This window comes from Aquimarina mycalae (assembly GCF_029906345.1).
Taxonomy (GTDB): domain Bacteria; phylum Bacteroidota; class Bacteroidia; order Flavobacteriales; family Flavobacteriaceae; genus Aquimarina.
This window is the reverse complement of record NZ_JARYGY010000002.1, coordinates 152,006-173,020: the sequence shown is the minus strand read 5'-3', so window position 1 is coordinate 173,020 and position 21,015 is coordinate 152,006. Positions and strand designations below refer to the sequence as shown.

Annotated in this window: 18 protein-coding genes; 11 read left to right on the top strand and 7 right to left on the bottom strand. The window is 30.7% G+C overall.

Annotation, left to right across the window (positions count from 1 at the left end):
- Positions 1-42: 42 nt before the first annotated feature.
- Together QBK95_RS05440 and QBK95_RS05435 are read left to right on the top strand one after the other, a co-directional pair.
- On the top strand, positions 43-654 hold the full coding sequence (locus QBK95_RS05440; protein ID WP_280931378.1) for an acyltransferase: 612 nt from the start codon (positions 43-45) through the stop codon (positions 652-654).
- Positions 655-657: 3 nt separating this feature from the next.
- The gene (locus QBK95_RS05435; protein WP_280931376.1) at positions 658-1,611 is read left to right on the top strand and encodes a Gfo/Idh/MocA family protein; all 954 of its coding nucleotides are present in this window, start codon (positions 658-660) and stop codon (positions 1,609-1,611) included.
- Here QBK95_RS05435 and QBK95_RS05430 read toward each other — a convergent pair.
- Positions 1,604-2,299 carry a GNAT family N-acetyltransferase gene (locus QBK95_RS05430; protein ID WP_280931374.1) on the bottom strand — a complete coding sequence of 232 codons (696 nt, stop codon included), beginning with the start codon at positions 2,297-2,299 and terminating at the stop codon, positions 1,604-1,606. The genes QBK95_RS05435 and QBK95_RS05430 overlap by 8 nt on opposite strands.
- Before the next feature lie 44 nt (positions 2,300-2,343).
- Positions 2,344-3,264, bottom strand: a complete 921-nt coding sequence (locus tag QBK95_RS05425; RefSeq protein WP_280931373.1) for a glycosyltransferase family 2 protein — start codon at positions 3,262-3,264, stop codon at positions 2,344-2,346.
- Positions 3,265-3,442: 178 nt separating this feature from the next.
- On the opposite strand from QBK95_RS05425, the gene rffA reads away from it, so the two are divergent.
- From rffA to QBK95_RS05410, 3 genes are read left to right on the top strand one after another with little or no spacing between them, the layout of a single operon-like run.
- A complete protein-coding gene (rffA, locus tag QBK95_RS05420) occupies positions 3,443-4,573 on the top strand; it encodes a dTDP-4-amino-4,6-dideoxygalactose transaminase (RefSeq protein WP_280931371.1) in 1,131 nt (376 codons plus the stop codon).
- Positions 4,574-4,580: 7 nt separating this feature from the next.
- Positions 4,581-6,815 (top strand): tetratricopeptide repeat protein, encoded by a 2,235-nt coding sequence (locus QBK95_RS05415; RefSeq protein WP_280931368.1) that lies wholly within the window; start codon positions 4,581-4,583, stop codon positions 6,813-6,815.
- 14 nt (positions 6,816-6,829) lie between these two features.
- Positions 6,830-8,008: a hypothetical protein gene (locus QBK95_RS05410; RefSeq protein ID WP_280931365.1), complete on the top strand. Its 1,179-nt coding sequence runs from the start codon at positions 6,830-6,832 to the stop codon at positions 8,006-8,008.
- Between the two features lie 30 nt (positions 8,009-8,038).
- Here QBK95_RS05410 and QBK95_RS05405 read toward each other — a convergent pair whose 3' ends face one another.
- Positions 8,039-8,953 (bottom strand): glutaminase, encoded by a 915-nt coding sequence (locus QBK95_RS05405; RefSeq protein ID WP_280931363.1) that lies wholly within the window; start codon positions 8,951-8,953, stop codon positions 8,039-8,041.
- Positions 8,954-8,960: 7 nt separating this feature from the next.
- Positions 8,961-9,668, bottom strand: a complete 708-nt coding sequence (gene pepE / locus QBK95_RS05400) for a dipeptidase PepE (protein WP_280931362.1) — start codon at positions 9,666-9,668, stop codon at positions 8,961-8,963.
- Between the two features lie 108 nt (positions 9,669-9,776).
- Between pepE and QBK95_RS05395 the strand changes: the two genes are divergently transcribed.
- The 6 genes from QBK95_RS05395 to QBK95_RS05370 all read left to right on the top strand — a co-directional run bounded on the left by QBK95_RS05395 (position 9,777) and on the right by QBK95_RS05370 (position 16,651).
- The gene (locus tag QBK95_RS05395; RefSeq protein WP_280931360.1) at positions 9,777-10,568 is read left to right on the top strand and encodes a BamP family beta-assembly machinery protein; all 792 of its coding nucleotides are present in this window, start codon (positions 9,777-9,779) and stop codon (positions 10,566-10,568) included.
- A gap of 140 nt (positions 10,569-10,708) precedes the next feature.
- Positions 10,709-11,467 carry a BamP family beta-assembly machinery protein gene (locus tag QBK95_RS05390; RefSeq protein WP_280931357.1) on the top strand — a complete coding sequence of 253 codons (759 nt, stop codon included), beginning with the start codon at positions 10,709-10,711 and terminating at the stop codon, positions 11,465-11,467.
- Positions 11,468-11,561: 94 nt separating this feature from the next.
- The gene (locus tag QBK95_RS05385; RefSeq protein WP_280931356.1) at positions 11,562-12,068 is read left to right on the top strand and encodes a DUF6702 family protein; all 507 of its coding nucleotides are present in this window, start codon (positions 11,562-11,564) and stop codon (positions 12,066-12,068) included.
- A gap of 61 nt (positions 12,069-12,129) precedes the next feature.
- Positions 12,130-14,436, top strand: a complete 2,307-nt coding sequence (locus QBK95_RS05380) for a M1 family metallopeptidase (protein ID WP_280931354.1) — start codon at positions 12,130-12,132, stop codon at positions 14,434-14,436.
- 89 nt (positions 14,437-14,525) lie between these two features.
- Positions 14,526-14,819 (top strand): Sec-independent protein translocase subunit TatA/TatB, encoded by a 294-nt coding sequence (locus QBK95_RS05375; RefSeq protein ID WP_280931352.1) that lies wholly within the window; start codon positions 14,526-14,528, stop codon positions 14,817-14,819.
- Positions 14,820-15,160: 341 nt separating this feature from the next.
- Positions 15,161-16,651: a S8 family peptidase gene (locus tag QBK95_RS05370; RefSeq protein ID WP_280931351.1), complete on the top strand. Its 1,491-nt coding sequence runs from the start codon at positions 15,161-15,163 to the stop codon at positions 16,649-16,651.
- A gap of 72 nt (positions 16,652-16,723) precedes the next feature.
- Here the strand turns inward: QBK95_RS05370 and QBK95_RS05365 are convergent, their stop codons facing one another.
- From QBK95_RS05365 to QBK95_RS05355, 3 genes are all read right to left on the bottom strand, one after another.
- On the bottom strand, positions 16,724-17,365 hold the full coding sequence (locus tag QBK95_RS05365; RefSeq protein WP_280931349.1) for an O-methyltransferase: 642 nt from the start codon (positions 17,363-17,365) through the stop codon (positions 16,724-16,726).
- Positions 17,366-17,479: 114 nt separating this feature from the next.
- Positions 17,480-18,100 carry a hypothetical protein gene (locus tag QBK95_RS05360; RefSeq protein ID WP_280931347.1) on the bottom strand — a complete coding sequence of 207 codons (621 nt, stop codon included), beginning with the start codon at positions 18,098-18,100 and terminating at the stop codon, positions 17,480-17,482.
- Positions 18,101-18,235: 135 nt separating this feature from the next.
- The gene (locus QBK95_RS05355) at positions 18,236-20,992 is read right to left on the bottom strand and encodes a CHAT domain-containing protein (protein WP_280931345.1); all 2,757 of its coding nucleotides are present in this window, start codon (positions 20,990-20,992) and stop codon (positions 18,236-18,238) included.
- Positions 20,993-21,015 lie beyond the last annotated feature (23 nt).

The window sequence follows — 21,015 nt, the reverse complement described above, 5'->3', positions numbered from 1 at the left end:
ATATATAGGAATGAAAGTATTTCTTAAAAGGTATTAAACAAAATGAATTATTTTATATTTGAGGAACTAAAACCTGACATGGATAAAAATTATTTTGCTCATACAACTGCTGTGATCGATAACGGATGTGAAATTGGAGATGCTACCAAAATATGGCATTTTTCACATATTATGCCAAATGCTGTAATTGGTAAACACTGTAATATTGGTCAAAATGTAGTGATTTCACCAGAAGTAATTATAGGTAATAATGTAAAAATTCAGAATAATGTTTCTGTATATACTGGAGTTATCTGTGATGATGATGTTTTTTTAGGCCCTTCTTGTGTGTTTACTAATGTTATTAATCCAAGAAGCGCTGTTGTCAGAAGAGGAGAATATGCTAAAACTCATGTGGGAAAAGGAGCTACAATTGGAGCTAATGCTACCGTGGTTTGTGGTAATGATATTGGAGCTTATGCTTTTATAGGTGCTGGTGCGGTAATTACCAAAGAGGTGAAACCATATGCCTTGATGGTAGGCAATCCTGCTAGGCAAATGGGGTGGATGAGTGAGTATGGGCATAGATTAGATTTTGAAACAAATCAAATTGCTGTTTGCCCTGAAAGTAATGACAAGTATGAACTTGTTAATGAAAATGTTTTTAAAATTTAATGAATGAATAATCAGAACTTTGCAATTATGGGTGTTGGAGGTTATATAGCACCTAGGCATCTTAAAGCAATTAAAGATACAGATAACAATTTGATTGCTGCGCTTGATAAATTTGATAGTGTAGGTATTATTGATAGTTATTTTCCAGAATCACATTTTTTTGTGGAGTTTGAACGTTTTGATCGGCATATTGAGAAACTAAAACGAAGAAGAAATATCCAATTGGATTATGTAAGTATTTGTACACCAAATTACCTTCACGATTCTCATATTAGAATGGCTTTAAGAAGAGGTGCTAGTGCTATCTGTGAAAAACCTCTTGTACTTAATCCATGGAATATTGATGCATTGGTTGAAATAGAAAAAGAATCTGAAGGAAAGGTAAATACTATTTTGCAATTGCGATTACATCCTAGCATTATTGCTTTAAAAGAAAAAGTAGATAAGGGACCAAAAGATAAAATATATGATTTTGATTTAACGTATTTAACCTCAAGAGGTAATTGGTATCATGCTTCATGGAAAGGGGATGTTAGTAAATCAGGTGGTATTGCTACAAATATCGGTGTGCATTTTTATGATATGTTATCTTGGGTTTTTGGAGAGGTCAAGCAAAATAAAGTTCATGTATTAACTGATGACAGTGCTTCAGGGTATTTAGAGTTCGAAAAAGCAAGAGTGCGATGGTTTTTATCTATTAATTATGATAATATTCCTGATGATATAAAAGAACAAGGAAAAAGAACGTATAGATCAATTACCATTGATAATGAAGAGATAGAGTTTAGTACAGGATTTACAGAATTGCATACAAGAAGCTACGAAGGAATACTAGAAGGTAATGGATATGGACTTATGGACGCTAAAACTTCTATACAAATTGTGCATGATATTAGAAATGCTGAAATCACTCCGTTAAAAGGGGACTTTCATCCTTTTGTAAAAAATATTATGTAAGCCAATGGTGATAAATGTATTCTGTTGATTTTATTTGATAGCCATTTTTTTTATAGAAATTACAAGCAATGTTATTATCTAGTTGAGTCACTACAATTATTTTAGAAATTTTTTCTGACTTTGCAACTTCTTCTGCCTTTTGTAATAAAGCAGACCCTATTCCTAAACCTCTATGTAGTGCTGAAGTAGCAATTAAACCTATCTGATAATAGGAATCATTTTTCTTCAATGATATGAAACCTATAATTTTGTTGTCTTTTATATAAACGTATACGAAATCTGCTAATTTTCCGTGTAAGCTGTTTTTAATCCATAGGGTAAAGAATTCTTCGAAGCGATTAGATAATTTTGAATCTAATTTGAATCTTGAATATGTCCCGCTTGCAATGGCTAAGTCCTTTAGTTCTTTAGTTAATCCACCATCATATTTTACAACATAAGAGTTGTCAAGGGCTTTCTCTGTTAAAGTTATGTTTTTTTCAAAGGTGACTTTTTTATCATATAAAGGAATAGTGCTGTTTTCTAATAAAACGGTCGAATGAATATATATTAGATCGAAATTAGAAACTTTAGTCAGGTCTATTTTTTTTAGACTCGAATACACTCTTCCAACACGAATATTGAAGAAATTAGAATCCCATTCTAAAAACTCTATTTCTTCGTTTGATTCATCATTCAAGTGTTTCATCCAAAATAAGATTATGCTGTGGTAAGTTCGGTATTATATTGCTTTTAATTATTTATTCTTTTCGAAATAATATAAGTAGGTCTTTCTTTTACTTTATCAAAAGTTTTTCCCAGATAAATACCAATTATTCCAAGGATAAAAATTATTAAACCAGACAAAAACCAGATAGAAATAACAATACTAGCAAAACCAAGTACTTTAATTTCTCCATTAATATATCTATAAATGTAAATTAGTCCAGAAAGAAATGAAAGTATAGCGATAATTAATCCCAAGCGTATGGTAAGTCTTAGAGGTTTGTCGGAAAATGCAATGATATTATCAATCGCTAAACTGATTAATTTTCTCCAAGAATAAGAAGATTTACCTTCTGCTCTTGAACTATGCTCTACATTTATTTTTGCACTATTAAATCCTACCCATTGCACCATAGTAGGAAAAAAACGCACGTGATCGTTCATAGATAATATAGACTGTATTACTTTTTGATTATAAATTCCAAAATTAGCAATAGAAGGGTCCTGTTTACTATCTGTTAGGTAACCAAACGTTTTATAAAACATTTTAGATGATATTTTTTTAAAAAAACCATCTTGTCGTAGCTCTCTTTGTGCATAGACTATGTCATATCCTTCTTTCGTTTTATCAAATAGTTTTGGTATCTCTTCAGGCTGATCTTGCAGATCACAATCCATAACAACAACCCACGTTCCAGTTGCATTTGCTAATCCAGCAGTTATTGCATAATGTTGCCCGAAATTTCTACTTAACTTAATTCCCTTTACATTTTTATTTTTGACACAAATATTTTCAATTGCTTCCCAAGAGTTATCAGGGCTGCCATCTTCAACCAATATGATTTCGTATTGATCGAATATTTGGGATAAAGAATTTTCCAATCGCTCTACAAGTTCAACTACAAGATTCTGAGCTCTATAGACAGGACTTATTATTGATATTTTCAAATACTTGGTTTTATTTATGGATGATTATTTTCTAAAATTACTAAATAAATTGAAGAGTTTAGTAAATTGCTAATTGATAAAATGTGTATCTCTGTGTTTTGGAGGAGTAAAGTTTTCTGAAAAATATACATACTCATTAAAGTAACTAATCAAAAAGCTATCCACATAATCTAACTAAATGATCCCATTTAATAAACCCTACATGACTGGCGACGAGCTGTATTATATAAAAGATGCAGTTTCTAGAGGGAAAATTTCAGGAAACGGATATTATACCCAAAAATGTCATAATTTTTTTAAAGAAGATTTAGGTTTTAGAAATTGCTTGTTAACTTCATCTTGCACTGATGCTTTAGAAATGGCTGCAATACTCATTGATATCGGTCCTGGAGATGAAGTTATTATGCCATCATATACTTTCGTATCTACGGCCAATGCTTTTGTATTAAGAGGAGCAAAGATTGTATTTGCAGATTCTTATAATGATAATCCTAATATTGATGCTAATTCGTTAGAAAGGTTAATTTCTAATAAAACCAAAGCTATAGTCGTAGTGCATTATGCAGGTGTGTCATGTGATATGGATACAATTATGAGAATAGCTAACACTCACGATTTATTTGTTATAGAGGACGCTGCTCAGGCAATTGATTCTTATTATAAAGGAAAACCACTTGGTACAATCGGACATTTAGGTACATTTTCTTTTCATGAAACCAAAAATATTATCTCTGGAGAAGGAGGGATGTTGGTGGTGAATGATGAACGATTTGATAAACGAGCAGAAATTATTTGGGAAAAAGGAACCAATCGATCTGCTTTTTTTAGAGGAGAGGTAGATAAATATTCATGGGTAGATGTTGGATCTTCGTTTTTGCCGTCGGATGTAACAGCAGCTTTTTTGTTTGCACAATTAGAGAATTTAAAAAAGATTCAATCCAGAAGAACAACTTTATGGAATACATATTATGAAGGTCTTAAAAAACTTGAAAACGAAGGTTTTTTAGAATTACCTAGCATACCTGAATATGCAACTTGTAATGGTCATTTGTTTTATGTTGTTTGTAAGGATATAGAGAAAAGAAGCCAGTTGATTAAATATTTGAAAGAAAATGGAGTATATGCGGTTTTTCATTATGTGTCTCTTCATAAAAGCCCTTTTTATGAATCAGAAAACGATAGTGTGAAGTTAGAGCATTGTGAGATGTTTTCAGAAAGGTTGTTGCGATTACCTTTATTCTATGAATTACATATGGAGGATCAAAATAAAATTATAGATTTAGTGACAAGTTTTTTTGATAAAAAATAAACATTCCATGGAATTTGATTTTAAGAAAATAATGAATTATCGCAATGGCTTTATATTAATTGCCTTGGTTGTTGGGTGGACCATGATGTTTTTAAGTAAAGACTATGGCCCACTAGAAGACACCAAAATACACCAAGATCATGGTGTTAGAATTCTAAATTATTTTAAAGGGATTGATGAGATTGCCAGCTTAAGCCCTATTGATGAAGAAGGCAATTATATTGATGTAGCTGTAAGCCAGGAAAACGAAAATAGAGGAATGAATGGCTTTGGAGGGTTTTTTGATCTTCTTACCAATTTCTTGCATCAATACTTTAGTTCTTTTGAAGTGTATCAATTTAAAAACTTGATCAACTCTATTTTTGGATTTTTGCTTTTTCTGTTTTGTGGTTTATTAGGAAAGGAATTAGGAGGATGGAAAACAGGTTTGTTTACATTAGTTTTTGTTGTACTATGTCCAGTCATTTTTGGTTATTCTATGAATAATCCTAAAGATATTCCTGCGGCAGCGTTCTATATGTTTTCTTTATTTCATATTATAAAATTACTCAAAGAATTGCCAAGAGTTACCTTAAAAAGAGCTTTTTTCTTAATACTAAATATTTCTCTATTAATTAATATTAGGGTAATTGGATTAATGACTTTAGGGTATCTGTTATTAGCTGTTTTTTCGTGGTGGTTGCTACAAAACTATAAGTCAAGATTTAAACAGGTTGTTATAAAAGATACATTGCTGTTAGCAGCTAAAACTATAGGTGTATGTATACTTTCGTATTTAGCTGTGGCTGTTTTTTGGCCATATGCTCAAACCAATCCTTTAAAAGTTCCGATTGAAATATTAATAAAAATGGGAGAATTTAGAGGTTTTGAAAACCTGCAATTGTTTGAAGGTGTTTGGCAAAGCAGTTTTAATGCTCCCTGGTATTATGCAATTAAAAATCTATTTATTATCATGATGCCATTGCATGCATTTCTAGGTTTTTTTCTGATCCCATTGGTATATTATAAGAACACAAAGATTAACATGCTTTATGTCTCCATGGTTATTTTCGCTTCTGTTTTCCCCATGATCTTAATTGTCATAGGTAAACCTAATAATCATAGTGGTTCTAGACAGTTTATGTTTTCTATATTACCTATTGTTGTTGTCAGTGCCTTGTCTTGGATTAAGTTATTTGAGATGATACCTAAAAAAAATATTGCCAAATTACTGTTTGGTGTTTTGATTCTTGTAATGCTACAACCATTACATTTTATGGTTAGATATCATCCAATGCAAGCATTATATTTTAGTCCAATCGTAGGAGGAGTATCTGGAGCATATGGGAATTATGAAATAGACTATTATGGAGTAGGAGTAAGACCTGCTATAGATTGGTTAGAAGAGCATGTGGGAGATGCAGATAACCCTCCAAAAGTGAGGTTGTATTATGGTAGTCAGACAAAAGCTACATTCTATCTGAATAAGACTCCAAAATTGCAACATGTTTTAACTAGAAGAGATTCTCCTGATTGGGATTATTCTATTATTATGTTGGCAGAAGGAAAGTATAAAAGAGATCATGTAAACGTGAATTGGTCTCCAGAAAATACGGTACATGAAGTAAAAGTAGATGGGGTTTCTGTTTGTTTTATTGTGAAAAATAATTATCAGGTCAAAAATCATATAAGTACGCTTGAAACTCAAATGAAAATTAGACCTACCGTAAATGGATATATCCAATTGAGTTTACTTTATTATAATAAATCAGACTATTTTAATTGTATTCAGACATCTAAAAAAGCAATTCAATTAGACCCTAATAATAGTATCGTATATAATAATCTATGTTCTTCTTATAATCGATTGAAAATGTTTGATAAGGCAAAAGAAGCTTGCGAAAAATCTTTGGCAATTAATAATACTTCTGAATTAACGAAAAACAATTTATCTGTTTCGATAAACGGTATTAATAGCTGGAAAAATAAGAAATTGTCTATTACAGAGTATGTTAATCTTAGTTTTTACTATTATAAATTAGGTTTTTATAAAAGATGTATAGAGACGAGTGAAGATTTATTGCTGTTAGACCCTAATAATGCTGCAGCGTATAATAATATTTGCTCCTCATATAATGTTCTTGGTGAGTTTGATAAAGCTATAAAAGCTTGTGAAAAAGCATTGGAAATTAACCCAGATTTTCAATTAGCTAAGAACAACCTTAAATGGATTGAAACTAAAAGAAAAGAAATAAAAGAATAAATACAGAATACAAAATGACCAAATTGAAAAACCTTGATAATATTATAGTATTTGTATTATTTCTAATACTTTTTTGGTTTATAATGAAGTATATCCCTACTGATATGGGAATTCATATTCAATCCATTGTAAAGGTTAATTCTGGAGAATCATCTTATTTGCCTCATTTTTTGTTTTTTTTCGTAGTTAATGTTCTTTCTTTTTTTTCAAGTGATGTTTCTTTAATGTTTTTTGTTACAGCGGCAGTGTTATCTTTTGCAACTGTTGGAAAGTTTGTAATATCTAAGATGGTAATTTCAGAACTAACAATAGATAGTAAACTAAGATTTAAATCAGAGATCATTAAGATAATAGCTTTTGGATTATTGTTTTGTTTTGCCATTCCTGATGTGTATAGTTTTTTTAATTTAAAATTAATGTACTTAGGAAGAACTCCATCCGTTGTTTGGCATAATTCTACTTTAATTAGTGTGTTTCCTTTTGCAATTTTGCTTTTTTGGTGGCAATTAAAAATGTTTAGTAAGGAGCATGTGTCTTTATTAAATAGAGATGTTTGGATAATAATCATATTAGTTGTTTTAAATATTATTATTAAGCCTTCTTTTATTTTTGTCTATTTACCAGTAACTACATTTATTATTCTGAAAAATTTTGAAATTAAAAATTACAAAAACTATGCAATTAAATTATTTCCAGTTTTTATAGGAGGTACGTTTTTGTTAATCCAATATTTAAGTATTTATCATTATCAAACGGGATCTTTGCATACTAATAAAAGTTCTTTGACTATTGGAACACCTTTTGAATTTTTGCGAGCATTTATACCGTCTTGGTATGTGCCCATAGCTTTTTTGTTTTCTTTTGCTTTTCCTGTTGCTGTTATGGCATATTATAAGGAGGTCTTAAAATATAAACCATTTATTTATGCTTTGTATTTAACAATTTTTGGTGTGCTTATAAGTGCTTTTATTGTAGAAGATGGGCCAAGACGATATCATGGTAATTTTACATGGCAAAATATAGTTTGCGCGTATTTATTATTGTTAACGACAGTTACTTTTTTATTGCCAAAGTTAAAAGGAGAAAACAAATACTCTAAAAAGTCGATTATTTTATGGAGTCTGTTTTTATTACACTTTTTATCTGGTATTTTGTACTTATTCAAAATGTATTTTACAGGAAAATATCACTAACCTTTAAGCTATAATACAAGGTGAAATACTTTAAAATATAGAATACCCAGTTAATGTGGTCAATCGCTCCAAGGCATACATTCCTAACTCCGAATTTCCTTTTGGATTCAAAGGTGGACTCCATACCGTTACTGCATATTGACCAGGATGTATCGCTGTAATTCCGCCACCTACACCACTTTTTCCAGGCAATCCTACTCTAAAACTAAACTCTCCAGCTTCATCATAAAAACCACAAGTTTGCATGATGGCATTAATACGTTTTATTTTTCTTGGAGAGATGATCTCCATATCATCAGATAAAGTGTTTCCAGCATTCGCATAGATCATAAAAGCTGTAGCTAATTCTTTGCAGGACATTGCTATCGAACATTGATAAATGTATAAATCTAAAACCGCTTCTATATCGTTTTTTATGTTCCCAAAAGACTTCATAAGGTTTAATAAAGAAGCATTACGATAACTGTTTTTCTTTTCAGATTCAAAAACTTTTGGATTGAAGTTGATCGTGTTATTACCTGTGATTTTATGAATAAAATCTAAGAAAACCTGTTTTGGATTTTCTAAAGTAGAAACCAAAATATCAGCAATAACTAGTGCTCCCGCATTAATAAAAGGATTTCTTGGGATTCCATTTTCATACTCTAATTGAATTAGAGAGTTAAAAGGGTCTCCTGATGGTTCGACATCCACTCTACTAAATAATTCATCATCCATTAGCGACATTGCTAATGTTAACGAGAACACCTTAGAAATACTTTGTATAGAAAAACGTTCATTCGCATCACCAAAACCATAATGTCCAGAATTAATGCAGTATAAATGCATTCCTAGTTTGTTAGGGTCGATCTTAGCTAACTCAGGAATATAAGACGCTACTTTTCCAGTGTAAGTTTTTGCCAGTATTTCTTCTTTAATTGTGTCTAGAATATTCTGGTATTGCATAGATTATTTAGTTTAATTCAGACAAAGAACTTTCGGGATTGATTTCATAAGGTGCTTTGTTTTGCTCAAAAATTCTAGCAGATAAATTTCCTTTAAGTGTTATTTGATTATTGAGGATTCTTAACCAACTTCCTTCTCTAAGACCAATTACAGGTTGCGAATTTATGGTATGAAATTCTTTAATACGGGTTTCTCTGGTTTCACCTTTGTGTGTAGAATTTGGATCAGGATCCAGATAATGTGCATTAATGTTAAAAGGAAAAACTCCTAAAGTTTTATGACTTGGCGGATGCACTATTGGCATATCATTAGTCGTCTGCATTGTAAGTCCACAAATATTACTTCCAGCACTTGTACCTAAATATGGAGTTCCTGAATCGATAGCATTTTTTAAAGGCTCCATAACCTTGTTTTTGTATAATTGACTTACTAAGAGAAACGTATTACCACCACCTGTAAAGATTCCTTGCGTATTTGAGAAAGCTTCTTTAGTATCAGAAAACATATGTATTCCGAGTACTTTTTTATTAATTTTTTTAAAAATATTATTGACTCCTATGGTGTATTCATCATGTGAAATTCCACCAGGACGAGCATATGGGATAAATACTATTTCATTACAATCTTTATATAGCTCAATTAGAGCTTCAAACAAATATTCTAGTGGTCCACTTCCATGTATAGTAGAAGTGCTTGCGATAATACAGTTTTGCATAAATTTAATTTTTAGTAAAGGTAGTTTAACGTTTTCTTATATAGAAATCTTAAGCACATATTGAAAAATGTAGTATCTTAATGGATAACAAACGTAACCGAAATTACTATGAAATTAAGATTATCGCTAGTTTTTATATGTTGTGCAATTGGATTTTCTTTTGCTCAAATTACCTCAAGAGTTATGATAGATGGTAGAATCAGTGCCCCATTAGGCGACAATGTTGAAGGCGTTGTAGTGTATAATCTTACGACTAAAAAAGGGACTATTACAGATAAGGCTGGTGATTTTAGAATTAGTGTAGGAATTAATGATAAAGTGGAAGTAATCGGAATGCAATATCAAAAAATTGTGGTCCTAGTAGATAAAGGAGTATTAGATAATAGACGATTAAATATTTTTCTCAATGAATCTGTAAACCTTTTGGACGAAGTAATTGTAACACCTTATGATCTATTAGGAAATGTAACCGTTGATGTAAAAAAAATTAATGTATCAGAAAGCGGTATTAGTGAAGTAGCTAAATTAACTTCATCTAGAATTAATGATACGGATTATGACTGGACTGCTGATGAACTATCCGAATTAGAAAACAAAGTGTTTTTGGAAGACAGAATGATTTACGGACTTAATTTTGTAAATCTTTTTAAAGAAGTTTTTCAGAATAAAGATCAAACTGGAAAAAAGAAAGTTCCTGCAGACATTGATGTAAAAGTTAGAAAAATGTATGATGATGAATTCTTTAAGACAAATCTGGCTTTAGAAATGAGTCAGATTAATGATTTTATCTTTTTTGCAGAAGATAATGGGTTAGATAATACATATTTAGAAGAAGGTAACGAATTGAATCTTATAGAATTTCTTGTTTCTCAGAGTAAGGTGTATAAAGATCGCAAATGATATATTAAATATCCGCAACATTTTTTTCGTATATCCGTCTTTGTTTAAAAATGACAAATTTCTGGGATTCTATTATTAATTAATAATATTCGAACTTTAAAATTTCCTTTTCGATTTTGGTCATCAAACTGTATCAAATTATGACCAGAATTTTACTGTGTGTGTTTTTTCTTGTTGCTTTGAATCATACTTTTGGTCAATCCCAAAAACTTAGAGGTTTCATTGTCGCAGATTCATTAGAAGGATTTGCAATTAATATTGTTAACTATACCAAGAAGTTGGGGACAACAAATGATGCAAGAGGCTTTTTCGAAATTCCTGCAAGTGTTCATGATTCAATTATTTTTTCATCGGTTCAATACGAAGTGATTTCCATAATAGTTTCAGAAAATGATCTAAATAATGAAAACCTTCAGGTTCGCTTGTACCCAATTGTTCAAAAGTTGGATCAAGTACGAGTGAGTAATATCAGTCTATCTGGAAATATTAATAATGATACAAAAGATATAGAAGTTACACCTTTTGTAAGTAATAGAAGTTTAGGTCTTCCTTTTAAGGATAGAGATCCTCCAACACAAGTAGAAAGAAGAATATATACTGCAAAATCAGGAATCATAGATAGACCTATAAATTATTTAAATGGAACTCTTAAAAAGTTAAAAAGAATCAAAGCTATTGAAGATTTAGATAAAGTCATTCAAAAAGGAAAAACAACCTTTAATACCTCCTTTTTTGTAGATGATTTAGGGCTGTCGGAAAATCTTATTGTTGATTTCATGTATTATTGTGCTGAAGATGAGTATTTTGAAAATCTATTAGAAAACTCAAAAAGATTTTCTCTATTAGAGTTTTTTCAACAAAAAGTAATACTATATAAAGCACATAAAGAAATTGATTAATTACTTAATTTAGAGAGGAAAATGATAATATGACACTTTTGGCATAATATTTTATATCAAAATATTACATTTACCACCTTCTAAATTAGAATACATGAAGAAAATACTATGCATAGCAGCTGTACTTTTGATTACGCTCAGTTCTTTTACTGGATTACATAAGTTTTATGTGAGCGTAACTCAAATAGAGTATAATCAAGAGCAAAAATCATTGCAAATAATATCAAGAATTTTTATTGATGATGTCGAAGAAGTATTGAGAAAGAGATATGATGAAAACATAGAGCTGGTTTCAAAGACGGAAGAGGCCAAGATAGATCAGTATTTAAGCACATATTTAAGTCAGAAATTGACCATTAATGTAAATGGTGAAGAAGTACATTTTAATTTTATAGGTAAAGAATATGATAATGATCTTGTATTATGTTATCTAGAAGTAGAGAACGTACTTTCTCTTGAAACCATTTCAGTTTCTAATCAAGCCTTGATGGATTTTTTTGAAGAACAACAGAATATTATTCATGTTAAAAAAGGGAAAAAACGAAAAAGTCTTATACTCGAAAAAGAAAAGGATAAAGGGATGTTAAAGTTTAGTGAATAAGCTACTAAACTTTTAAAAAACAACTATTTTGCGATTTATTACATAACACAATTACACTCTAATGAAAAAAATATTTTTTATCCTTTCTGTTACTCTTTTTGTTTCAGGTTCGGGATTGTATGCTCAAGAAGAAAGTGAAACAGCTCGCGAGTTGGGACATACAAATCAAAACAAGTTTAAGCAGATGTATGATGAGTTTGCTACTCCTAATATGTATAGAACTGCTTCGGGAGCTCCAGGATCAGCTTATTATCAGCAACAAGCAGATTATAAAATGGATATAGAGCTTGATGATAAAAACAAAAAGCTTTCTGGTAAAGAAACCATAACATACACCAATAATTCTCCTGATAATTTAGAATTTCTGTGGGTTCAATTAGATCAAAATATGAGGTCTAGAAAATCTAAAACTCCGTTAATTCAACCAGGAGGTGTAAATGCTGCCGATGGACCAAATCAATTCGTAGGTAAATACTTGGGAGAACCTTTTGATGGAGGTTTCAATATAACTGCAGTAAAAGATGCTGGAGGAAAAGCATTGCAGTACACAATTAATGGTACTATGATGCGTGTAGAGATGCCAAAAGATTTAGTGTCTGGAGGAAAATTCGTGTTCTCTATCGATTGGTGGTATAACATTAATGATCACGTAAATGGTAGAGGAAGATCAGGTTATGAAGAGTTTAAGGATGGTAATAGAGCCTATGTAATTGCTCAATTCTATCCAAGAATGGCTGTTTATAATGATGTAGAAGGGTGGCAAAATCACCAATTCTGGGGTAGAGGAGAATTTGCACTTCCATTTGGAGATTTTGATGTAAATATTACAGTACCTGCAGATCATATTTTGGATGGAACAGGAGTATTAACAAATAGAAAAGAAGTATTCACTAAAGATATGATGAGCCGCTATGAAAAGGCTAAAAAATCTTATGATACACCTGTTGTTATTGTAACTCAAAAAGAAGCAGAAGCAAAGGAAAAGACGTTTTCTGAAAATAAAAAAACATGGAAATTAAGTGCTAAAAATGTTAGAGACTTTGGTTTTGCTACATCGAGAAGATTTATCTGGGATATGATGGCGGTTAAGATCGGAGGAAAAGATGTAATGGCAGTTTCTATGTATCCTAAAGAAGGAAATCCTCTATGGGAAGATTGGTCGACTAAAGCAGTTGCTAGTACATTAAAATCATATAGTAGAATGACTTTTGATTATCCTTATCATAAAGCTATTTCTGTGCACGCTAAAAATCAGGGTATGGAATATCCAATGATTTGTTGGAATTATGGTAGACCGAATCCTGATGGATCTTATAGCGATAGAGTTAAGTATGGAATGATGAGTGTAATTATTCATGAAGTTGGACATAACTTTTTTCCAATGATTGTGAATAGTGATGAACGTCAATGGACTTGGATGGATGAAGGATTGAATACATTTGTACAATATGTTGCAGAGCAAGATTTTGGTGAATGGTATCCAGATGCGATAGCTCCATCAAAAAAATACCCTTCAAGAAGAGGACCTGCAGCCAAGATAGTTCCTTATATGAGCGGAGACCAGAGTTTTATATCTCCAATTATGTCGCAGTCCAATAATATATATCAGTTTGGTTCTAATGCGTATTCTAAGCCTGCAACAGGTTTGAATATCTTGAGAGAAACAATTATGGGAAGAGATCTGTTTGACTATTCATTCAGAACATATTCTCAACGATGGATGTTTAAACATCCAACACCAGAAGATTTCTTTAGAACGATGGAAGATGCATCTGCTGTAGATTTAGATTGGTTCTGGAGAGGATGGTTTTATACTACAGATTATACCGATATAGGTGTAAAGGATGTAAAGAAATATGTTGTTTCAAAGGAACCAAATAAAAGAGCAAAAGAATTTGCAGCAGCAAGAGGTGCTAAAGTAGAAGATTTTGGACCATTAGTATTTATGGTAGAAGAAGGAAGCGATGAATATGAGACTATTAAGAAAAATGGAAATATTATTGATAATGCCTCAACATTAAAAGAGTATTTAATTGATAACTTTTCTGTAGAAGAAAGATCAATACTAAAGAACCCTAAATTTTTCTATGAGATTACTTTTGAAAAACCAGGAGGCTTAGTAATGCCTTTAATAGTAGAGTATACCTATGAAGATGGAACTTCTGAAACAGTTACTTATCCTGCAGAAATTTGGAGAAAAAATGATGATGCAGTAAAAAGAGCAATTGCTTCAGAAAAAGCAATCTCAAAGATTGTTGTAGATCCTAATCAAGAAACAGCAGATATAGATACTTCTAATAATAGCTGGCCACAAAATAAAAAACTTGGTAAGTTTGATAAATTTAAAAACAAAGTAAAGGGACAATAAGTTAAAAAACCTTTAAATTAAATAGTAAAGCCGTTCGCAATCACGAACGGCTTTTTTCTGTACATTATTGTAGCTATATTTGCACAACTATGACAACAATACCTTTATTCATAAGCGGAACCGAAATTGCTTTTATTGTGTTTATTTTGGTAATGGTTTTTGGCGCTGATAAAATCCCTGAAATAGCACGTGGATTAGGCAAAGGAATGCGTATTGTCAAAGATGCAACGAATGATATCAAATCTGAAATTACCAAGAGTGCAGAAAAACATGGTATAGATACAGATATCCCTTCTTCTATTACTTCTGATATTAAAAAAGAAATAGACCAAGTCAAAGAAGATATTGACGAAATTACGGGTCCTGTAAAACGTAAGTTTTAGTTTTTTTGTATTTGATATTGCCTTTTCAATAAATTAAACCCTCTTTTTTTAGTTTTTTATTAAAAAAAGTTAAATTTTTTCACACAAATTTAATCTTGTAGTCCTTTTCTGTAAAACCCTTATAAACATTGGCGTTTTCACAGGTTAATCGATTGTTTTTTGGTCCTATGCAAGCATAGTAACAAACTTTTTATTAAGATTCTTTCAATAAAAGGTGTGTATAATTAGATTATATTTAATAAATTAGTACTGAAATTAACTATATATTAAATATTTGATATTTTCGGGAAATTGGCTGCCTGAAAATAGATTAACACACAAACTCATTAACTTATACTAAAATGAAAAAAATTATTCCTCTAATTTTAGGGCTATTTCTTGTCCTATCATGTTCCCAAGAAGATACAAACGAAATTATAGATGAGAGTTCAGATTCTCAAAAGATAGTATCTATTGAAAAAATCAATGATTTTATAGAAAACGAGTTAAAAACAAATGGAGATATGGACTGGACCAATGCTCCAGATAATATCTTATATAGTGCAGTGATGCATGGTAATGAAGTATTGACAGTTGGTTTTGGTAAAAAAGGAGAGAGTTATATTGAAGGACAACAACGATCTTCTAGATTGAATACTATTATTGAAGACATCTATCGTACAGTTCAGAATACAGAAGGAGTTACCCGTTCTAATGTTCAATTATCAGAAGATGATATACTGAATGTTTTAGATCTTAAGGTTACTAAATTAGAAACCATTGTAGAACTAAAAGCAATGGGAAATATACGTTATCTAGAACCTAATGGGTATGGATTTTATCTTCAGGAAAATGAACAACAAAAATCTGCTGGATGTAGTCAAAGCGGACAATCTATCAATAGTGGTGATTATAGTGTAATCTCACCAAATTCTCGATTACCTTGGAATTATCAAAAACACAATATAGATGACGCCTGGAACCTTAGTACAGGATCAGGGATCACTGTTGGACTTATTGATACTGGTTTATCAGCAAACCAAAACCTGTTAGGAAATGGTTTTAATGATGGTTTTTCTAGTGGTAGATCTGTACAGCGTTTCGGAACATTTATCGATTCTTTTTGGTGGTGGTCTAATAATGTAGATGGTCCTAATGATAAATGTGGCCATGGTACGCAGATGGCATCGGCTATTGCATCGCCACGTAATAATGATTTTATGCCAGTAGGAGTTGCATATAATTCTAATTTGGTAGCTTATAGAGGTACAGAAGATGTAGTACTTAATGATTATCATGAGCGTAAAGGAGTAAGTAATGCATTAAAAGGATTAGGAAATAGAAGTGATGTAAAAATCATATCTATGTCTATTGGTTATCCTTGGTCTATTGGTAATGTAAAAGATGCTGTGAGATATGCATATGGCAAAGGTAAAATGATTATGGCCGCTGGTGGAACGTCTACTACTTTTACAAACTGGTATGGGGTGATATTTCCTGCTAGTATGAGTGAGACAGTTGCTGTGACAGGATTAAAAGATAATGGATACAATCGTTGTGATATTTGTCACGATGGTAATAAAATTGATTTTACAATCATCATGCAAAGAGCTAGTAATACTAGTAGAACGGTACCTGTATTAGGGTTTAATACTGGTGCACAATCTTATGTAGGAGGATCTTCTGTGGCAACAGCTATGACAGCTGGTATTGCAGCATTGGTATGGGCACGTAATCCGAATATGTCTAGAGAACAAGTGTTGGAGAAGTTAAAAAGAGCAGGAGAATTTTATCCTAATCGTAATAGTAGATTTGGTTATGGTAATATTGATGCTTTAAAGGCAGTACAATAACCAATGAATTAGCAATTGTAGTTACTAATTAATTCAGAAAGTGGGATCTTAAAAAATCCCACTTTTTATATTTTATAGTACTCTGCTAATTGTTAGTCCATCTCTAATGGGTAGCAATACAGTTTCTACACGAGTATCCTCTACTAACAATCTATTATATTCTAATAAAACCTTGGTAGAAAGATCATCTTCTGCGACATCCTTTAGTACTTTCCCACTCCAGAGTACATTATCAGACAAAATAACTCCACCAGGATTCATTTTATCAATGATTAATTCAAAATAAGTAGTATAATTTGGCTTATCTGCATCGATAAAAACCAAATCAAATTTGAGATCTAAATTAGGTATAATTGCTTTAGCATCTCCAATATGTTGATGAATTTGAGTGCCATATGGAGAAAGATCAAAATATTTACGTTGAAAATCTTCTAGTTCTTCATTAATATCAATAGTATGCAAAACTCCATCTTTTTGCATTCCTTCTGCCAAACATAATGCAGAATACCCTGTATATGTGCCTATTTCCAAAATGTTTTTAGGGTTGATTAACTTGGATAGTATACTTAATACACGACCTTGATAAGGTCCACTAAGCATACGAGGTTGTAATATCTTCTGATAGGTTTCTCGAGTTAATTTTTGTAGTAGTTCAGGTTCTTTTTCTGTATGATGTACTACATATGTATCTAGTGCTTCTGGGATGAAGTGCATATGTTTTGATTTTATGCAAAGCTATATAATTACTAATGATTTTAAAATTTAAAACCCCATTAAGGAATTTATCTTTTAATGGGGTGATTTTTATTGATTTTTTAATGAAAGAATTTAATTATTAGATGGTGGACATCCATCTTCCTCAGTTCCATAATCATCTGGGCATTCGTCATTATCATTGGTTACTCCGTCAAAATCAAAATCTAGTGCTATATCTGGCATCTGAAGTAGATTACAATTTGTTAATCTCAAAAATAAGCTAGTCTGCCCTGATGAAGGTAACACCGAATAACTACTTTGCGATAATAATTGACCTCCATAATATACTTTGGTGGCTTTAAGTGTTACATTTTTTCCTCCATCACATACGGATCCAAATGCTCCTGCGTGAACGTTATAAATTCCCTCTGAACGTCTTTCTCCTGCTTTTATATGAAACTCTGGTCTAACTGGTATCACAGTGCTATTATTTATGCTATAATCTATCTCGATTCTTAAATCCTTTGATAATGCCTTTTTTGATTTTATAAAAAAACTAGCATAATCCGTACCAGTAATATAATTGGTTTTTCCGAAATTGAGTGATAGTTCAATAACTGGTGGAGCCTGTTCAACCACAGGAAACATTTTAGATTCTGATTGTAAATTTAACTCTTCATCAATGTCATCTTTATTACAGCTAACAAAAGCTATAGTGCTTAAAAAAAGTAAAGTGATTAATTTCGTTTTCATTGTTTTTAAATTTTATTTGTTAATTATCCTGATTTATTTTCCCTCAGGATTTTAGGCAATTCTTCGCGAAAGAATATTTTTAGTAAAACTTATCTAAGATTTTTTAATCAATCTTTTGTTCTTAAATATTTTGTTTTACATAAAGAAGTTCAGGAAAAAATATTCTGTTACCCAGAAAAAGAAATTATTTACTCTTTTTTTATAAAAGAATAAAATGATTAAGAATGTTAGTGGTATAAATCCAAGGATAAACATCCAAATGTTGAATCTCGAAATAGAAGGTAATGGATCTGGATCCCCAATAAGTATTAGAGAAGACCAATAATAAGGAGAAGCTTCACTTAACGAATGATTAGTAAGATAGTTTAATTTGGTCTTTCGCAAAGCCTCTGATTTAGACATCCCTTTTTTTAGAAATTTATAAAAATCGGTAGTAAGTTCTAAAGTAGATTGATCATCTGCTTTCCATAAAGTAGAAATTACGCTGTTAGCACCAGTATTAAAAAAACCACGAGCAAGACTCATAACACCTTCTCCTTTTTTAATAGATCCAATAGAGGTGTTGCATGCGCTTAAAACTACAAGCTCTGCATTATTTTTAGTGGCATAAATATCATTAAGTGTTATTTTTTCCTTTGTACTAGCAATCCATGGAGTAATAGAATCATTTGCATTTGCATGAGTTGACAAGTGGATCACTTCATAATTGGATAAATGATCTATAAGATTTTGTTTAGTTGCTTTATCATTGGATAAAATAGTGCTATCAAAACCAGTGGAAACTTGATTTACTTCTATCTTACTATTAGATAATGTAGCAAGCTTACCAGAATATTGAACAGGCGCAAATCCTAAAAACTCTTTTTCTGGAGTACGTATAAGTTCTTTATTTTGAATTAGGAAAGAAATAGAATAGGCATAATTTATTTCGTGATGCTCAATTAGATATTGATTATTGCTCGTAAATAGGGCTTCGAACGGAATGTTATGTAAACCATAATCAGGTATAATGGTAATTTTTTCTGTTAGATATGATCTAATATGTTTAGGAACTAAAGCATTATAAATGTTATTACTAACTGTTTTGTATTCTTCTCGATCTTTTTTTGAAGAAAAAGGAGAAGTAATTAGGTTACCAAAAGATAAAATATCTTTTCTAAGGTTCTCTATATTTTCAATTTGGAAAAGCTCCGTTTTGTTTTTATTAATAAGTAAACCAAAGCCTTGTTCATCATCTATTATATATTGTATGAAAGAAGAGTTATTGCTATCTGCATATAATTGTACGTTATTTAATGATGTAATGTTGGGCTTACTCATTGTACTGGTATATTGAGGATAGGTGATTTCTAATGAATCAATGAATCTTCCATAATTTTTTTTTTGATCAAATAATCTAGTTTTTAAAGAATCTATAGAACTTTTAGAAAGTAGATTTTGGGTTTTTGCAATCTTTCTTTTTAATGAAAATTCTCTTTCAATGATATTATCAGGGATGTTTGCTATTCTTTTTAGTTGTTCATTCGTTACATCTTCAAGAAGCAATAATGCTTTGTTTTTTTCCATGAAATAATAAGCTCTTTCCGGTTGATTTAATAACGAATAGGTTCTTACCATATTCGAGTATAAATCAAAAGTATGCTCTTTCCAAAATAATTTTGATTGGAAATCTCCATTGACCAATCTAATGTTGTCAACCAATAAATCAGCATACTTAAAAAATAAAATGGATTTTTTTAACAAAGAATCGGTTTGCTTTAATTTAAATGTTTCGTGTTTTTTTGTGACCGCATTTCCATATTTTTTTAGAATGTATAAGATTTCAATTTTGTTTTTAAATGCGATAGATTCAACAAATGAATCAGTGTTTTTGTTGATAGGTAATTGAAGAGTGTCTAAAGCTTTTTCAAAAGAATAAATGGCTTTTTGATACTCTTTTTTAAGCATGTGATAAGAGCCGATATTATGGAATACTCGAGCTTTTGCTGTTTTGTTTTTACGAGGAAATGTTTGTGCTTTTTTAAAAAAATAAATAGAAGAATCTACATTAATTTTCCTATGAAGATAAATGTTCCCAATATTGTTATAGGTATTAGCCATCCAGATTGGTTTATTCGATTTAATCCCAATTTCAAGAGCTTTTTTATAATATTTTATACAAATATTAACATCATACGCTTTATCAGTATTATAAAAATTTGCTAATCTTTGATTTATTGTAAAGCGTTGATATGGGGTTAAATTAATAAGTGAATCTAGTGCATATGCCTGTTCAATGTTTTTAATCCCATTTTGAATACTTTTTTTATCTCTAAGTAGTTGATAGATGGAAGCGGATTCTATCAAAGCTTTGTATTGATATTTATAGAGTTTCAGTTTTTTGTATAGTTGGATAGACTTTTCAAAATATTCTAATGATGCCTGAAAATCACCAATTTTCCTTAGATTTTTACCGATGTAGAAATGAGCATGAGCCACATATACGTTTTTAGACTCTTTAATTCTAATATGTGCTTTATAAGCATTAATAGAATTAATATGATTTTCGGTTTTATTGTAATAAAACCCTAGATTGTAAAGACTTTCAGAAAGTAGTGAAGGATTAAATGGAATTTGTGTTTTTCTTAAAAAAACTATTTCCTCTCCATATAAGATTGCTTTTTTTGGATTTGTATTGTATAGCCAATTACTATATTGAATTATATCTCTTACATAATTTAAACTATCTTTCGAAGTTAAATGTTCCTTTAATAATTCTTCAACTCTTTCTTCTTTTTGGAAATTTTCTAACTCCTTAGAAGAAACTATTTCTTGAAAATTTTCTTGAGCAACTAAAGGTGTATAATAGAAAAGAAAGGTAATAAACACACCTAAAATATTTTTTTTAATCATTTTAGATGTGCTTATTGTTATTA

What these genes read in the sequence shown, in the direction of transcription:
- QBK95_RS05440 (WP_280931378.1), top strand. Translation starts at nt 43, where the DNA reads ATGAATTATTTTATATTTGAGGAACTAAAACCTGACATGGATAAAAAT.
- QBK95_RS05435 (WP_280931376.1), top strand. Translation starts at nt 658, where the DNA reads ATGAATAATCAGAACTTTGCAATTATGGGTGTTGGAGGTTATATAGCA.
- QBK95_RS05430 (WP_280931374.1), bottom strand. Translation starts at nt 2,299, where the DNA reads ATGAAACACTTGAATGATGAATCAAACGAAGAAATAGAGTTTTTAGAA.
- rffA (WP_280931371.1), top strand. Translation starts at nt 3,443, where the DNA reads ATGATCCCATTTAATAAACCCTACATGACTGGCGACGAGCTGTATTAT.
- QBK95_RS05415 (WP_280931368.1), top strand. Translation starts at nt 4,581, where the DNA reads ATGGAATTTGATTTTAAGAAAATAATGAATTATCGCAATGGCTTTATA.
- QBK95_RS05410 (WP_280931365.1), top strand. Translation starts at nt 6,830, where the DNA reads ATGACCAAATTGAAAAACCTTGATAATATTATAGTATTTGTATTATTT.
- QBK95_RS05405 (WP_280931363.1), bottom strand. Translation starts at nt 8,953, where the DNA reads ATGCAATACCAGAATATTCTAGACACAATTAAAGAAGAAATACTGGCA.
- pepE (WP_280931362.1), bottom strand. Translation starts at nt 9,668, where the DNA reads ATGCAAAACTGTATTATCGCAAGCACTTCTACTATACATGGAAGTGGA.
- QBK95_RS05395 (WP_280931360.1), top strand. Translation starts at nt 9,777, where the DNA reads ATGAAATTAAGATTATCGCTAGTTTTTATATGTTGTGCAATTGGATTT.
- QBK95_RS05390 (WP_280931357.1), top strand. Translation starts at nt 10,709, where the DNA reads ATGACCAGAATTTTACTGTGTGTGTTTTTTCTTGTTGCTTTGAATCAT.
- QBK95_RS05385 (WP_280931356.1), top strand. Translation starts at nt 11,562, where the DNA reads ATGAAGAAAATACTATGCATAGCAGCTGTACTTTTGATTACGCTCAGT.
- QBK95_RS05380 (WP_280931354.1), top strand. Translation starts at nt 12,130, where the DNA reads ATGAAAAAAATATTTTTTATCCTTTCTGTTACTCTTTTTGTTTCAGGT.
- QBK95_RS05375 (WP_280931352.1), top strand. Translation starts at nt 14,526, where the DNA reads ATGACAACAATACCTTTATTCATAAGCGGAACCGAAATTGCTTTTATT.
- QBK95_RS05370 (WP_280931351.1), top strand. Translation starts at nt 15,161, where the DNA reads ATGAAAAAAATTATTCCTCTAATTTTAGGGCTATTTCTTGTCCTATCA.
- QBK95_RS05365 (WP_280931349.1), bottom strand. Translation starts at nt 17,365, where the DNA reads ATGCACTTCATCCCAGAAGCACTAGATACATATGTAGTACATCATACA.
- QBK95_RS05360 (WP_280931347.1), bottom strand. Translation starts at nt 18,100, where the DNA reads ATGAAAACGAAATTAATCACTTTACTTTTTTTAAGCACTATAGCTTTT.
- QBK95_RS05355 (WP_280931345.1), bottom strand. Translation starts at nt 20,992, where the DNA reads ATGATTAAAAAAAATATTTTAGGTGTGTTTATTACCTTTCTTTTCTAT.